The sequence below is a fragment of the Nitritalea sp. genome, assembly GCF_054166705.1.
Genome location: NZ_JBSZCV010000008.1, coordinates 498,839 through 514,741 on the forward strand (window position 1 = coordinate 498,839; position 15,903 = coordinate 514,741).

Genomic DNA, 15,903 nt, shown 5'->3' on the forward strand with positions numbered 1-15,903 from the left:
GTTTTTAATGTGCTTCTAACCAATTCTCCCCTGTTCCTACTTCCACCACAAGCGGCACTTTTAGCTCCATTGCCTCTTCCATCAGCCTCGGAATTTCCTTTTTTAACAGCTCTACTTCTTCTTTATGCGCATCGAAAACCAATTCATCATGCACCTGCAGAATCATTTTCGAGCGAAGCCCTTCTGCCTCCATCCAGCGATGCACCTTGATCATAGCGATCTTAATCATATCAGCAGCAGAGCCCTGGATGGGGGTGTTGATGGCATTGCGTTCCGCAAAACCCCTCATGGTGAAATTTCGGCTGTTGATGTCCCGCAGATAACGCTTCCTACCGAGGAGTGTACTCACATACTCTTGTTCTCGTGCCTCCTCGATAACCCGATCCATGTAACCCTTTACGGTAGGAAACTGCTGGAAATAAGTTTCGATAATCGCCTTTGCCTCTCCTCGTGGAATCGAAAGTCGTTCTGCTAGTCCGAATGCACTAATCCCATAAATGATGCCGAAGTTAGCTGTTTTGGCCTTTCTACGCATATCCGACTCCACTTCCTCTAGCGGCACCTGAAAAATTTTAGCCGCCGTCGCTGCATGAATGTCTTGTCCGTCTTTAAAGGCAGCGATCATAGAAGCATCCTCGGCGAAGGAAGCCATGATCCGCAGCTCGATCTGCGAGTAATCTGCTGCTAAAATCACATGCTCAGCATCCCGAGGTACGAAGGCCTTCCGGATTTCTCTCCCCCGCTCCGTTCGAATCGGAATATTCTGCAAGTTCGGATTCGTAGAGCTAAGTCGCCCCGTCGCTGTCACGAACTGATTGTAGGTCGTATGAATACGGCCCGTGTCTGCGGAAATTAATTCAGGTAATGCATCTACATAGGTAGACTTCAGCTTCACCAGCTGGCGGTGGGATAAAATTAAGCGTATAATTTCATGCTCGCTAGCCAATTTACTCAGTACTTCTTCACCAGTAGCATACTGTCCCGATTTTGTCTTCTTCGCTTTAGGATCTAAGCCCAGCTTACCGAATAGGATCTCTCCCAGCTGTTTTGGCGAAGCCAGATTAAAGGTCTCACCAGCCAGCATATATACCTGCTCTTCGATTTCCGTGGCCTCCTTTTCTAATGCTTTGGACATCAGGGCCAGGTCCTCCGTGTTCAGGCGCACGCCTTCCAGTTCCATGGCCGTTAGTACCGGAATCAGTGGATTTTCTACCTCAACAAGTAATTTTTCTAAGCCCTGTTCGCGGATAAGTGGCTGCAAATGCGCATATAGTGCTAGCGTAATGTCGGCATCTTCCGCCGCATAGGGCGCCACCTCCTCCACCGGAACATCCCGCATGCTCCCTTGCTTTTTCCCTTTTTTGCCGATCAGGCTCTCGATCGAAACCGGCTTATAATTCAAGTAACGCTCCGCCAAGGCATCCATGCCATGCTTGCCCTCAGGGTCCAGTAGCGAGTGTGCGATCAGCGTGTCATAGACAGGACCACGTACAGCGATGCCCTGACGCATGAGAACGAGCATGTCATACTTGATGTTATGCCCTATTTTAAGGATATTTTCCGCCTCGAAAAAAGGCTTGAGCAGCTCTAGCCGAGCCGTCGCCTCCTCTTTATCTGCTGGAATCGGGACATAAAAGGCCTCTCCCTCCACATACGCGAAGGCGATCCCGACTAAATCCGCTTCATGGGCATGTACAGAGGTGGTCTCGGTATCGAAGCAGCAGCGCTCCTGCCGGAGCAAAAAGGGCACTAGGCCCTCGATGTCTTCTTTGCTATCCAGTAAATGGTACTGGTGGGCACGGGTGGCTATCGTCTCAGGACCGAGCTCTTGCTCCCCGAAAGGACTGTCGCTGTGTGTTGTTCCTTCTTCTCTGGTAACGGTATCCTCCAGCGGGTCTCCCTCCTCCCCGGTAAACAGGCCGAGCTGCTCGCTGACCTGCACTTTGGGTTTTTTTAGGGCTTCGCCAAAGACCCTCTTCGTAAGGGTTTTAAACTCTAGCTCCGCAAATAGCGCTTTAAGCACTTCCTCATCAGGCCCTTTATAGCGGAGCTCTTCCTCCTGGAAATCTACAGGGACATCTACTTTTATGGTGGCCAGCTCCTTCGATAACCTGCCCTGCTGGGCGAACTCTTCTACCTTTTCTTTCTGCTTGCCTTTTAAGTCTGCTGTATTTTCTAATAGGTTTTCCAGCGAGCCGTACTGCTTGAGCAGCTTAGCGGCAGTTTTCGCCCCGATACCGGGAATACCCGGAATATTATCTACGCTGTCTCCCATCAGCCCGAGAATATCACGCACCTGATCCGGATGTTCGATGTCCCACTTAGCACAGACCTCCGCCGGGCCTTGTACCTCTACTTCATTCCCCATGAAGGCAGGCTTGTATAGGTAAATATGGTCTTCTACCAGCTGTCCATAATCTTTATCCGGCGTCATCATGTACACCACGAAGGAGGTGCGTTCTGCCTTCTTGGCCAGCGTACCGATGATGTCATCTGCCTCGAAGCCGTCAAGCTCGATCGTAGGAATTCGAAAGGCTTGTACCAGTTGCTTCACCCAGGGGATACCGATTTCGATATCCTCGGGCTGCTCCTGCCGATTCGCTTTATAAGCTTCGAACTGCACATGGCGAAAAGTCGGGGCTTTCGTGTCGAAAACCACGGCGATGTGGCTGGGAGCTTGTTTTTCCAGCACCTCGAGGAGCGTGTTTGTAAAGCCCAGCATAATGCCAGTGTTAAGGCCTTTGGAGTTAATGCGTGGGTTTTTGCTAAACGCAAAATGCGCCCGGTAAATGAGCGCCATCGCATCCAAAAGAAATAGTTTTTTTTCCCCTTTTTTCGTCATAACAGATGAGCGTACTTCCGTGTATTTAAATCACTTTCGAACAGGCTAAGGTACGAAAATTAATGGTTTACCAGAGGTTTTTTAGCGACAGAAATCGAATGAAAGGGTAAAAGCACCGCGGGGATAATTGATTTTTTTAATGAAAATACCCTATTATATACTTTTTTAGCTACTCATCTTTAACCAATATTTAGAAGTAAAGGATTAATTTCATAACTTTGGCCTCAATTTTGAGTTAGCAAGTACCTAAAGAGTTATTACGTACCTAAAAATCAATCAAATACATGATTAAGCAACTGTTATTAGCCTGTACCTTTATGGTCGTCATAGGGCTTAGTGCATGGGCCAGTCCAGCAGCGCATACGGATGAGCGAACAGCGCGTGTGAGCGCTTCGGATGAAGTGGTGATTAAATCGCGTGCCGAAGAAATAACCGAGAGAGTGGAGGAGATTAAGGACATGGATTTTTCAGCCATGAGTAGCTCGGAGCGTAAAGAGGTACGTAAAGAATTAAAGGCGCTAAAGAAGGAGGCCAAGAAGCAAGAAGGTGTTTACCTGAGCGTAGGAGCGATTATCATTATCCTACTTATCTTAATCTTGATCACCTAAATCCTGCTCTACACATAAGGCTTACGTACCCACTTTATTTGTTTCCGGTTGATCTTAGATGAGTGTTGATCCCTTTTCAAATGCTGTGTTTTGCGGAGTGGTGTCCGCAAGTTGGTCACGTAAGCCTTTCCAATATATAATGATAAAAAGAGCCCTTCTGTAGATAGACAGAAGGGCTTTATTTATTTTTTGCCCTGTAGGGCATCCACTAGTTCACGCTTTAACTTGCGCTCACGATCGAGTGTATTTTTTCGGTGCTGCTCGAACTCCTCCATCGTATCTGCGAGATCTTTTCGCGCCTGCTTGATAATTTTATGGGATCGGCTAAACTGAATGAAGGAAAAGGCGAATGCGCCGGTTAATCCTGCGATGATGGTCCATAAAATAGAATTGTACACTGTTTTGGAGGTTTGGATACCTAATAGTGTCAAATTCTCCCGGTTGGCGATTGCTTCGCTCAGTTCCGCCTGCAATTTTTCTTGATCTTCCTGCAGGCTTTTTATCTCTGATTCTTGTCGTGATATCTTTTCAGCGAGCTGCTTCTGTTCCTCAGCGTAGGTGCGAAGCGAATCGGTTACGTTTTTTTTCAGCTGCTCGAGGTGTGTTTTTTTGACGACCTTAAACTCCTGATAATTATTCGATATTTCATTTAAGTAATCGAATTGGGTGGAGATCGATCCCTCGTTAAGTGTGCTTTGTGCAGACGCTGTAAAATTGATGCTTAACCCTACCGCCGCCAGCAGCACATAACGCGTAACTTTGTTCATGATGCCTTACTGTTTTATAGAAACTGTATAATAAATCCTCGGATCAGCAATAAAGATGCCGAAAACGAATAAAAATAGCTAGTGACTTCAATTTTTTAATCCTATCACGCGCCTTTTAAACGCTAATCTGCTAAGATTGTTTTTCGTTTAAACGCTTAAACCCAAACAAATGGTATGTTTTTAGGAAAAATACCCTTAAATTTAGTGTTCAGCAACGGTTTCCGGTCTTTTTACGTACTCCATTTTACCATGATGTATAAAAGCCTATCATTTTTATGGATTTTTGCCTTGCAGGCCTTTGCGCTTCAGGCGCAAAATTATAGCCAAAGAGAGGCGATCGCTTCGGTTATGGTGCTTTGGGAAGAGGGGGAACTGAGGGGAGCAGAGCAGTTAAGTACTACCATCCTTCGGGACCACCCCTATTTTAAGGAGGCCTATCTCCTCCGTGCCTCTATTCGAGAGCAGTTAGGCAATCTGGAAGGGGCGATCGGAGATTACGTGCTCCTTTTAGAGCTGGCTCCGAATTTGCCGCAGGCCCTCTATGGCCATGCCATGCTTCGTGCAGAAACTGGTGATTACGTGGCGGCAATTTCAGATTTAGAGCGGTTAATGGAATTACGTAGCCTGGAGAATCATCTGCATTACTTGAAAGACACTCGCTATGCGCCTATTTTAGGGGACAAGGCTGCCCTCACGGAGCAGAAAGCAGTTATTTATGCGACTTTGGCTAAAGGCTATGAAGAACAAGGGGTCTATGACGTCGCCTTGCAGTATTATTCGAAGGCCATCAGATACGACACGAAGGACCCTCAGCTTTATTTTGCACGCGCTGAGCTCCTCCGCCATTTCGGACATTATAGACTCGCCGTAGAACATTACACAAAGGTGCTCTCCATGAACCCCTATCACTTGGCTTCTTTAAATGGGATGGCCTTCGTCCTGTCGCTTGCCGAGCAAGATGCAGATAATCAGGATCCCGTATTTTTTACTCAAATGCGAGATGCGCTGCCCACATTCACAGCTCCTGGAAAAGAAAAGGGCCGAACCTGTCTGCAATCGGGTGATTTCGAGACTGCATTGGCGTATTTTCAAGCGATTATGGCCGTTCATGAGGACAAAGAGATCGTGCTTATGCACACCATCGCACTGGAAAAAACGGGGGAGCTGGAAGCTGCGCATGCTGCTTACATGCAGCTGCTGAGCGAAGACTTGTTTCCAGCAGAAGTATACTTTGGCCTCGGAAATATAGCACGAAAGCAAGGCCACCACGAAGAGGCCGTCGCCGCCTATGGACGCGCCATTCAGGAGCGACCAGAGTTTCCGCAGGCGTACTTCCTACAGGCGAAATCCCTCGCGTCTTTAGAGGATTCAGCAGGGGCTTGTGCGGCGCTACATCAGGCCGCGGCCCAAAATTTCCGGCCAGCGATGCGTCTTCGGGATAAATGGTGTGCTGAAAGTAGCAGTGATTAATGCCCAGGTAAGCTGATGCCGCGAACCTTTCGATAGAGCGTGAGGGATTGCTTATCCGTCATGCCACTGATGTGGTCCAGCAAGAGCCGCAGCAGGGTATAGGTGGAAATCTCCTCTTGCTTAATTTGTAGCTGAAGACGCTCGGGAAGCAGGCGCAGCATACTTTTATCTTTTCCACCATAGCGTTCAGTTTGGTAGCGCGCGTGATGCAAGGCTTGTAAAAATGCCTCTAAGAGTCCTTCGAGTACTTGAAAACCTGCTGCTTCTTTTTCCAGTACTGGTGAAGAACGGTAGATATGCTGCACAGAGAATTCGCCGATAGCACTCAGTTGTTCTTTTTCAGGGATGCAGGAAGTTAGCGCTTGATCGAAGATACCTTGACGCATGGCACTTTCCTGCTCTCGAAAGACTTCGGCGCAGCTGTCGATAAGTATACCTATGGCTAAGGAACGTAAAACTGCTAAGCGCTGGGTTTTTTCAGGATAAGCGCGTAGCTTTTCCGGCTGAAAACGGGATCCGAGGAGTGAGGCCAACAGCTCCGCGTAGGTAGTTTCCGAAATCAAGTCTAGTGTGCAGGCATCTTCTAAGTCGATGATGCTGTAGCAAATATCATCTGCTGCCTCCACCAGAAAACTAAGTGGATGCCGGTAAAAGGCGCCAGAGCCGATTTCGGGTATTCCCAAGTAGCTGTAGAGCGCCACTACATCGGCTGCCTGGTCGGCAAAGAAGCCGTATTTTTTCTGACTTTTTCGACTTGGTTCGGGTTGAAAGAGCTGGGCGGGACGGGGGTATTTCATAAAGGCAGCTACCGTGGCGGCCGAGAGGTTTAGGCCGCTTTGGGGTGCGCTGAGCATGCGTAGTCCTTGTGCATTACCCTCAAATGCTATCAGGTCTTCCCATTCCTCTGGATGCACATAGCGCTGCCAGACCATACCATATTCACCGAAGCGAAAATAATCGGAAAGGGCGGTTTCGCCAGCATGTCCGAAGGGCGGATTGCCGATATCATGGCAGAGCGCGGCCGCCGAAACGATCGCCGCTATGTCTGCTGTGGTGTAGTTTTCTCGCAGGCAAGTATAGTGTTGCAGTAAAAAATCGCCTACTTGTTTTCCTAGGGAGCGTCCCACACTGGCGACTTCTAAGCTATGGGTAAGGCGCGTGTGCACAAAGGCATTTTCAGGAAGGGGAAAGACTTGGGTTTTATCCTGAAGATTTCGAAAAGGGGCCGAAAACAGGATGCGGTCATAATCCCGTTCAAAAGGACTTCGGTGCGGCTCCGCACTGCTCACATAAGGTTTTCCCGGCGCGTAGCGTCCCGGGCGGAGTAGATTTTCCCACTGCATCATACACAAAGGTAATCCTTCTGAAAAGAAATCTAAAAATTCCTGATAAAAGCGTAAATTTACCTGCTGATATGATGCGTAAATTGATTTGCTCTCTAGCACAGGTTATAAGACCTCTCCTCTATACCCTTTTGGCCATCCTCCTGCTGGGCCTCTATTCCTGTTCGAGCGCCGAGGAGCGAACGGAAACCTTGTTAAACATCTTTCTGACAGATGCCCCGGGACCCTTCGAACAGGTTTTCGTCGAAATCGAAGGAGTGAACCTCTTTTTTGAAGGGGAAAATACCCCGATGTTCGTGCCCTACGATGGGCCTACCCGGCTGGTGAATGTCAGCCTTCTCGTAGGTGGGCGTCTCGGTCTGCTGGGTCGAGAAGAGGTGCCTGCCGGCCAATTAGAGCGCGTGGAACTGCTTTTCGGTGAACAGCAGGAGGTCCGTTTGGGAGAGGAAGAGGTGCTTCCGCTAACCTTTGCCGATGAAAATCTGCGCAAGCTGAGTTTAAACGTGTCTGCCCGCTTATTACCTACATTCGCCTATGACCTGGTGATCGACTTGGATATTTTTCGTTCAGTATTTGAAAATACGAATGGGCAACTTCTTTTTCGGCCCGTGGCGCGTAGCTTTGTTACTGCTGAAACGGGCAAAATGAGTGGTGCCGTACGGCCGGGAGGGACCGAGGTGCAAGTGTGGGCAGTAAACGAAAAGGATACCATCGCCACGGCGGTGACACTAGAGGAAGATGCTGTCACGGGGGATTTCACCCTTTTTGGTCTAAATGGCACCTACGACCTGTATTTTTTTCCACGCGACCCCCTATTTGCGGTGGATACGCTGTTTAATTTAACTGTTTTGCCGGGAGGCGAATTAAATCTAGACCCGATCACTTTACAGCAGCGTAACCCATGACGGACGAACGATACATGCGAAGAGCACTGGAGCTGGCTGCCTTAGGAGCAGGTCATGTAAGCCCTAATCCACTGGTGGGCTGTGTCATCGTGCATAAAGATGAGATTATCGGCGAGGGCTATCATCAGGCTTACGGTGGCCCTCATGCGGAAGTGCATGCGGTACGCGCCGTGAAGGATCCGAAACGCTTAGCGGCAGCCACCGTTTATGTGACCTTAGAGCCCTGTGCCCATTGGGGAAAGACGCCTCCATGCGCTGATTTGCTGATCGAAAAGGGTGTTCAGAAGGTCATCATCGCTGCCTTAGACACGAACCCTCTGGTCGCGGGTAAAGGAGTGGCCAAACTCAGAGCGGCAGGTATCCAAGTGGAGGTAGGTGTACTGGAGCAAGAGGTTCGATACCAAAACAGACGCTTTTTTGCTACTTTAAGCAGAAAGCGCCCCTATATCATTTTAAAGTGGGCACAAACGGCGGATGGCTTCGTGGCTCGGGAAAACGGAGATTCGAAGTGGATCAGTTCCTCTCTCAGCCGGCAGCTGGTGCATCGCTGGCGGGCTGAGGAAGACGCTATTTTAGTGGGAGCGGGAACCGCTATTGCGGATAATCCGCGACTGGATGTCCGGGACTGGGTGGGTCCCTCCCCTACACGCATCTTGCTAGATGAGCACCTGCAAGTTCCCGAGGACTGTCATCTGCTGGCCGATGGTCGCTTGACACTGGTTTATCATCGGCAGGAGGAATTTACAGCTCCGAAAGTGATCCAAGGACCTATCTATGTGCCTCAAGGCCAAGGCAGCCAGTTGCACGGTATTTTGGATGACTTATTCGGTCGTGGCATCCGCAGTGTTTTCGTGGAAGGTGGGGCGGGAATCCTGCAGACCTTTATGGAGCAGGAACTTTGGGATGAGGCGCGTGTGTTTACCAGTCCACAGCGTTTTCATCGGGGTTTGTCGGCACCCCGATTAGCCGTTTCCGCAGTATACACGGAAAAAATCGGTCATGACGAATTGGCCTATTATAATCGCGTAGCACATGCTGAGGTCGTTACGTTCGAGCCCAGCGCATTTAATTGATTTATAAAGAGTATATATAAACTACACATGGCAGAATCTATTTTTCTTCCGGAAACCCGGGAGCGTCAAGCGATCTATGAGGCGATTTATCCGCAGATAAAGGCACTACTAGATGTTGAAAGTGATCTGATCGCAAATTTAGCGAATGTATCGGCGGTACTGCGCGAGGCTTTTGGGTTTTTCTGGGTAGGTTTTTATCTAGTGAAAGAGGAGGAACTTGTTTTAGGGCCCTTTCAGGGTCCATTAGCTTGTACGCGGATCCGAAAAGGAAAAGGGGTCTGTGGTCAGGCTTGGGCGCAGGCCCAAAGTGTTTTGGTCCCGGATGTGGATGCCTTTCCAGGTCATATCGCCTGTAGCAGTGCTTCGCGCTCAGAGGTGGTCGTTCCCATTAAGAAAAACGGAGAGGTTCTAGCCGTATTGGACGTAGACAGCGATCTGTTGGATGATTTTACAGCAGTAGATGTTCAGGAATTAGAGCGCCTCATGGTGCTTTTGGCAGAGAAGTTTTAACCTACAGGAAGATGAAAATTTGTTTCGCGACGAACAACCAGAAAAAGTTAGCCGAGGTACAGGCAGCCCTGCCGGATGCTGTAGAGCTGGTAAGTTTGGCGGAAATTGGTTGCAGGGAAGTTTTGCCTGAGACAGGCGAAACTCTGGAGCACAATGCATTCGAAAAGGCTAGCTACGTATTCGAAAAATATGGAGTACCCTGCTTTGCCGATGATACAGGGCTCGAAGTATCCGCGCTGAATGGTGCCCCCGGTGTGCATGCGGCCTATTATGCCGGAGAGCCGCGTTCGGATGCGCGGAATCTAGCCAAGCTGGTGCAGGAAATGCGTGGCAAGTCGGATCGGCGAGCAGCTTTTCGTACGGTGATCGCGCTGATAGTAGGAGAAAATGAGCGCCATGCTTTTATAGGTGAGGCCCCTGGACAGCTGCTAGAGGATGTCAGGGGTACAGATGGCTTCGGATACGATCCGCTTTTCGTTCCTGCAGGAGAAACCCGTACCTTCGCCGAGATGTCCATGGAGGAAAAAAATCAAATCAGTCACCGTGGGAAAGCGGTGCGGCAGTTGGTCGAATTTTTTCAGGAAAGGATGAAAAAGTCCTAAAATAGTGGAGTTTTTAATTTTGAGCGGCGGGGATGGGTTGGAAGTGCTTAGAATTTTCTATTTTTGTACCCCATGAACAGGCCGTACATCGTAGGAATCACTGGAGGCAGCGCTTCCGGAAAGACATTGTTTTTGGATCGCTTATTACATGCCTTCGAACCTGGAGAGGTATGCCTCATTTCACAGGATAACTACTACAAGCCCCGCCATCTTCAGCCCATAGACGATAAGGGCGTGCATAACTTTGACACGCCACACTCGATAGACTTCGAGCAGTATGCGGAAGATATCGCAAAGATTCAGCGAGGCGAAACAGTGCATCGGCAAGAGTACACGTTTAATAATCCCAACAAAAAGCCCAAAATGCTCAGCTTCGAACCGGCCCCTGTGGTGGTGGTTGAAGGGATTTTTGTACTCTATTACCCCGAGTTGGCAGATCTCTTAGACCTCAAGGTATTTATCGACGCTAAGGAGTATATCAAGCTGAAGCGACGCATCGTGCGGGATAAAGTGGAGCGCGGTTATGATTTAGACGATGTGCTCTACCGCTATGAACGCCATGTCATGCCGACGTATGAAAAATATATCGAGCCGTTTAAACAAGATGCGGATCTGATCATCCCGAATAACAAGAGTTTCGATAAGGCGCTCGACATCATTCGGACCTATCTGAAAATGAAAATCAGGTAATCACTCGGGTATCTCGAGCGGCTTTTTAATGCGCGTGGCGTTTTCTAAAACACTTATCTCAAGGAAATTAACATATTTTTTGTTGATTTTTTAGGGAAGTAGTTGCATTTCACTATATTTGCCCATTATGAAACAAAATCAGACACCTCAAACAGTTACATGGAAGCAGCGTTTGTCGCTCCTCATGGCTGTGTTTTTCTGTTTTTTGTTTTCGAGCGGGGAGTTTTTTTATGAGAAGCTACGTCAGTCTTCGGAGCTACAGGTGGAGCAGCAGGCAGAGACTTCAGATGCTGAGCGGGAAAATGTTCCCGGAGAAAGCTTTCTTTCTGCACCCGTCCAAGCGGTAATTCCATTTATCAGCCTGATAGCCGAGCAGATGCTGTATTTTATTTATGAGATACTGTCTCCCCTTCAGCCGAAAGGTGAGTGGACACTTCGCTTGGTCCCTCTTTCAGGTGATTTTCATACCATACTTTTTGAGCGTATCATATCGAAAAACGCTCCTTAACACCCTTACACCTATTCCTACACATCTGACAGCCAGCATCTAGCTGATTCGCTGTCACTCATTCATGTAATCATACTTTATACTTTATATTTCTACTATTACTATGCGTAACAAAGGCCTCATTGTGTTTTTGACGGTCGTGATTACAGGCCTCTGCCTGTACTACTTGTCATTCACATTTGTCTCGAATAACATCCAAAAAGAAGCGGTCGCCTACGCCACGGATGAAAATGGTAACGTCGACTTTGTCAAGCGACAAGCGTATTTGGACTCCATCTACCGCCTACCTGTTTATAATTTCTTAGGCGCCTCCTTTACTTACAAGGAAATTAAAGAAATCGAATTAGGTTTAGGTCTCGATCTTCAGGGGGGTATGCAAGTGACGCTCGAAGTATCTCCTACCGAAATCGTACGCGGTCTAGCGGGTAACAGTAAGGACCCCATGTTTAATGCGGCCGTCGATCAGGCAGTAGAAGAAGCGAAAACAAGCAATCAAAATTTCGCGGACCTTTTCTACAGTGCTTGGAAAGATAAAGCTGGCGATCGCAAGCTAAATAGCGTTTTCGCTACAGCAGCCAATCGTGGTCGTATCTCTTTAGAGTCTTCTGATTCAGAGATTTTATCTATCATTAATACAGAAGTAGAAAATGCGATAGAGCGTTCATTTAACATCTTACGAACGCGTGTGGATCGTTTCGGTACTTCCCAGCCGAACATTCAGCGGATTCAGGGTTCTGGCCGTATTCAGATCGAACTTCCAGGTGTAGACAACCCAGAGCGTGTGCGTAACCTCTTACAGGGAGTGGCGAAACTCCAGTTTTGGGAAGTAGTCGAAATCAATGAGTATATCGGAGATTTAGAAGCCATTAATACCCTTCTCGTAGAAGAGGCGAAAGCCAAAAAAACGACGGCCTCTACCAGCACAGAGGAAGCCGAAACTTCTGAAGAAGCGACCTCTGAAGAGGGCGAAATCGACTTAGAGCGTCAGCTTTCCGAAATCGAAGATGGAGATGATTTTTCTTCTCAGGTATCCCCCATCTTCTCACTTACCAAAGCGAATTATGGACTCGTCTATGACATCCGAGACACCGTAACGATCAACAGAATCTTCGCGCGTGAAGATGTGAAAAGCTTGATGCCACGTAACTTGAAGCTACTCTGGTCTGTGAAGCCGCAGCAGGCAGACGGTATGGAGTTATTAGAGCTTTATGGTATTCGTGTTAACCGCTCCTCCGATCAGGCGCTTTTAGAAGGAGATGTGGTGACGGATGCCCGTCAGACCCTAGATCAAAGCTCCCGTCCAGCTGTTTCTATGCAGATGAATGCCGAAGGAGCTCGTAAGTGGAGACGCTTAACGGCAGATAATATCGGTCGTCGCATCGCAGTGGTTTTAGATGATTTTGTGTATACCGCTCCTACCGTTCAGTCTGAGATTCCAAGTGGTCAGTCTGAAATCACCGGAAACTTTAGCATCGAGGAGGCAAAAGACTTAGCTAATATCCTGAAGTCGGGTTCTCTTCCTGCGCCTACTAAAATCGTAGAGGAAGCCATCATCGGCCCTACGTTAGGTAAAGAAGCGCAGCGCCAAGGGATCGTTTCGATGATTTCAGGCCTTGTCTTAGTGGTGCTCTTCATGATCGCCTACTATTCTAAAGGTGGCTTTGTAGCTATCGCAGCACTTGTCTTTAACATTTTCTTCATCTTAGGAATCCTCGCGCAGCTAGGAACTGCCCTTACCTTACCGGGTATCGCAGGTATCGTCTTGACGATCGGTATGTCCATCGATGCGAACGTACTTATCTTCGAGCGTATCAAGGAAGAGTTGCGCAGTGGTGCTACCTTAATGGCAGCCATTAATAATGGATATTCCAAGGCATTCTCAGCGATCCTCGATTCGAATGTTACGACCTTCTTGACAGGAGCGATTTTATATTCTTTGGGCCAGGGCCCAATAAAAGGCTTCGCGATCGTCTTAATGATCGGTATCGCATCGTCCTTCTTCTCTGCTGTCTTCATCACACGCGTTATCGTACACTGGATGAGTGCTAAAGGCGATAAGTCAAGTATTTCTTTTGTTTCTCCTCTGGCGAAGAAAGGGGGCTTGGCCGATTTAAATATCGATTTCTTAGGCAAACGTAAGGTGGCTTATTTGATTTCCTCCTCTATCATCGTAGTGGGGCTTGTGCTGGCGGTAGTTTCTGGACTTAAATTCGGGGTAGATTTTACGGGGGGACGTTCTTATATCGTCGAGTTCAGCGAGCCAGTCGTCGCTTCTGATATCAAAGTCGGCCTGGATGCAGATCTAGATGGCGCTGTAGAAGTAAAGTCTTATGGTGCCAATAACGTGATGAAGGTAACGACCTCTTACTTGATAAATGAGGACGATGATGCTTCTAACGCAGAAGTCGAGCGTCGCGTACGTGAAGGACTAGCCAAGGTGACAGGCAGCACTTTCAAGGCAGACGCTAGCACTTTGGCTCCGGGTGAGTTCTCTATCACAGGTTCCTCTAAAGTAGGAGCTACAGTGGCGGATTCTATCAAAAAGTCCTCTGCTGAAGCGATGTTCTTCGCGATCTTAGCGATCTTCTTATACATCTTGCTACGTTTTAGAAAATGGCAGTTCTCCTTAGCGTCCATCGCTGCCCTTATCCACGATACATTATTTGTGATCGCCGCTTTTGCGATTGTATCGGCTATCGGTATTAATGTGGAGGTAGATCAAGTATTCATCGCCGCACTTCTTACTGTCGTCGGTTACTCCATTAATGATACGGTGGTCGTGTTCGACCGAATCCGTGAAAACATGGAAAACAGAGGCTCTAGTAAGCTGGTAAAGCTCTTTAACGATGCCATCAACCAGACCATGGCGCGGACTTTAATTACCTCGGCGACGACCTTAATCGTGGTGTTGGTGCTATTAATCTTCGGTGGAGAGGTGTTAAGAGGCTTCTCTTTAGCTTTACTTGTAGGGGTTCTCGTAGGTACATACTCTTCTATTTACATCGCTACTCCAGTGGTAGTAGATTTAATGAAGCGGGAGCTGGAGCAGGAAGATGCTGAGCCAGCGAAGAAGACAGTTTAAGCGATAAATTGGAAGCTGTTTTGCCGTAGGCAAAGAAAGCCTAAGCCCTTTCCGGATCTTCTGGAAAGGGCTTTTTCATGTTTGCACTGCTGTGCCTTGCCGTCAAAAAAAAGGGTAGAGAATGCTCTCTACCCTTTTCGTTCATTTTGGCCGACAGGCCGTATATGCATTTAAATAGGTAAAACCACCTGCTGCCGTAGTAAATCCTCGAAGGTTTCACGTTTACGAATGAGGTGGGCCTCTCCTTCGTAAATAAGGACCTCTGCGGGACGCATGCGTGAATTATAGTTAGATGCCATGCTAAAGCCATAAGCGCCCGCATTTTGGATGACGAGAATGTCACCAGTATCCACAGTGTGTAGTCTGCGTTCTGCGGCGATGGTATCCGTCTCACAGATGTAGCCCACGATGGTGTAGACCTGCTCGGAGCCACTCGTCTTCGTTAAGTTATAGACGCTGTGATAGGCATCGTACATCATCGGTCGGATGAGGTGGTTCAGCCCACTGTCGACCCCGATGAAGGTAGAGGCAGGGGTGGACTTCACCACATTCGCGCGAACTAATAGGAATCCAGCCTCGCTGACGAGGAATTTTCCAGGCTCGAACCAGAGCTCCAGCTTACGGCCATAGCGCTCACAAAAGGCGAGGAAGGCAGCAGACACTTTTTCACCGATATCCTCCATATCCGTGGCGATATCTCCGGGCTTATAGGCTACTTTAAAGCCACCCCCGAAGTCGAGGAAGCGGAGGTCAGGGAAGGATGCTGCCGCATCAAAGAGGATTTCAGCACCCTTTAAAAAGACAGCTGCATCTAAAATATCCGAGCCGGTATGCACATGCAGGCCAGTAACCTGCAGCTGGTAGCGCGCTACGATGTCGGTGATGGCCTTCACCTGAAGGATGGAAATGCCAAATTTACTGTCGATGTGTCCGACCGAAATTTTCGCATTACCTCCAGCTAAGATATGTGGGTTTAGGCGCACACAAACAGGCACGGTCGCTCCATAGGCTTCTCCGAATTTTTCCAGCATGGGAAGATTGTCGATGTTTAACATGACACCCAGTTCGACTGCTTGCTGTATTTCAGCGAAGCTGACCATATTCGGCGTGTACATGATGTCCTCAGGTGCAAAACCTGCCTCTAGACATAACAAGACTTCTTCTATGGAAACGGCATCGGCTCCTGTGCCGGATTTTCGTAAAAGTTTTAAAATGCTTAAATTAGAAAGTGCCTTTGTCGCATATTTTATGCGTAGCGGAACAGATTTAAACGCTTCCTGTAAACGTTTTACCTGTGCTTGTATTTTTTCAGCGTCGTACACGTAGACCGGCGTGCCGAAGGTATCGGCGACCGTTAAAAGAGAAACCCCTTGAATATGGGTAGGTTGTGCCTGCATAAGCTTATTCATTCAGCTAGCAAAGTTAGGAAACAAGGGGAAATAAAAAAGGAAGACACCCGCCTTCCTTCTTTATATCTATATAATCAAACTATGCTTAATTTAA

Annotated in this window: 13 protein-coding genes; 9 read left to right on the forward strand and 4 right to left on the reverse strand. The window is 48.2% G+C overall.

The annotated features are described in order from the left end of the window. Positions 1-4 precede the first annotated feature (4 nt). On the reverse strand, positions 5-2,842 hold the full coding sequence (gene polA / locus ACXIT9_RS06105; protein WP_458055339.1) for a DNA polymerase I: 2,838 nt from the start codon (positions 2,840-2,842) through the stop codon (positions 5-7). 284 nt (positions 2,843-3,126) lie between these two features. On the opposite strand from polA, the gene ACXIT9_RS06110 reads away from it, so the two are divergent. Next, complete coding sequence (locus tag ACXIT9_RS06110) at positions 3,127-3,450, forward strand: hypothetical protein (RefSeq protein WP_458055340.1); 324 nt, start codon at positions 3,127-3,129, stop codon at positions 3,448-3,450. Between the two features lie 182 nt (positions 3,451-3,632). On the opposite strand, the gene ACXIT9_RS06115 is transcribed toward ACXIT9_RS06110, so the two are convergent. Further along, on the reverse strand, positions 3,633-4,217 hold the full coding sequence (locus ACXIT9_RS06115; protein ID WP_458055341.1) for a hypothetical protein: 585 nt from the start codon (positions 4,215-4,217) through the stop codon (positions 3,633-3,635). Positions 4,218-4,466: 249 nt separating this feature from the next. Here ACXIT9_RS06115 and ACXIT9_RS06120 point away from each other — a divergent pair, with 249 nt between their 5' ends. Next, positions 4,467-5,687 carry a tetratricopeptide repeat protein gene (locus tag ACXIT9_RS06120; protein WP_458055342.1) on the forward strand — a complete coding sequence of 407 codons (1,221 nt, stop codon included), beginning with the start codon at positions 4,467-4,469 and terminating at the stop codon, positions 5,685-5,687. On the opposite strand, the gene dgt is transcribed toward ACXIT9_RS06120, so the two are convergent. Next, positions 5,684-7,033 carry a dGTP triphosphohydrolase gene (dgt, locus tag ACXIT9_RS06125; protein ID WP_458055343.1) on the reverse strand — a complete coding sequence of 450 codons (1,350 nt, stop codon included), beginning with the start codon at positions 7,031-7,033 and terminating at the stop codon, positions 5,684-5,686. The genes ACXIT9_RS06120 and dgt overlap by 4 nt on opposite strands. Before the next feature lie 68 nt (positions 7,034-7,101). On the opposite strand from dgt, the gene ACXIT9_RS06130 reads away from it, so the two are divergent. The 7 genes from ACXIT9_RS06130 (at position 7,102) to secDF (ending at position 14,400) form a co-directional block, all read left to right on the forward strand. Beyond that, positions 7,102-7,935 (forward strand): DUF4382 domain-containing protein, encoded by an 834-nt coding sequence (locus tag ACXIT9_RS06130; protein ID WP_458055344.1) that lies wholly within the window; start codon positions 7,102-7,104, stop codon positions 7,933-7,935. Next, positions 7,932-9,008, forward strand: a complete 1,077-nt coding sequence (gene ribD / locus ACXIT9_RS06135) for a bifunctional diaminohydroxyphosphoribosylaminopyrimidine deaminase/5-amino-6-(5-phosphoribosylamino)uracil reductase RibD (RefSeq protein ID WP_458055345.1) — start codon at positions 7,932-7,934, stop codon at positions 9,006-9,008. Before ACXIT9_RS06130 ends, ribD begins: the two co-directional genes overlap by 4 nt. 27 nt (positions 9,009-9,035) lie before the next feature. Then, positions 9,036-9,518, forward strand: coding sequence for a GAF domain-containing protein (locus tag ACXIT9_RS06140; RefSeq protein ID WP_458055346.1), 483 nt, complete (start codon positions 9,036-9,038; stop codon positions 9,516-9,518). Between the two features lie 11 nt (positions 9,519-9,529). Further along, complete coding sequence (gene rdgB, locus ACXIT9_RS06145) at positions 9,530-10,120, forward strand: RdgB/HAM1 family non-canonical purine NTP pyrophosphatase (protein WP_458055347.1); 591 nt, start codon at positions 9,530-9,532, stop codon at positions 10,118-10,120. 72 nt (positions 10,121-10,192) lie between these two features. Further along, positions 10,193-10,810, forward strand: coding sequence for a uridine kinase (gene udk / locus ACXIT9_RS06150; protein WP_458055348.1), 618 nt, complete (start codon positions 10,193-10,195; stop codon positions 10,808-10,810). Between the two features lie 127 nt (positions 10,811-10,937). Then, entirely contained in the window at positions 10,938-11,318 is a 381-nt protein-coding gene (locus ACXIT9_RS06155; protein WP_458055349.1) for a hypothetical protein, read from the forward strand. 103 nt (positions 11,319-11,421) lie between these two features. Next, positions 11,422-14,400 carry a protein translocase subunit SecDF gene (gene secDF / locus ACXIT9_RS06160; protein ID WP_458055350.1) on the forward strand — a complete coding sequence of 993 codons (2,979 nt, stop codon included), beginning with the start codon at positions 11,422-11,424 and terminating at the stop codon, positions 14,398-14,400. Between the two features lie 170 nt (positions 14,401-14,570). Here the strand turns inward: secDF and lysA are convergent, their stop codons facing one another. Then, the gene (lysA, locus tag ACXIT9_RS06165) at positions 14,571-15,797 is read right to left on the reverse strand and encodes a diaminopimelate decarboxylase (protein ID WP_458055351.1); all 1,227 of its coding nucleotides are present in this window, start codon (positions 15,795-15,797) and stop codon (positions 14,571-14,573) included. Positions 15,798-15,903: the final 106 nt, after the last annotated feature.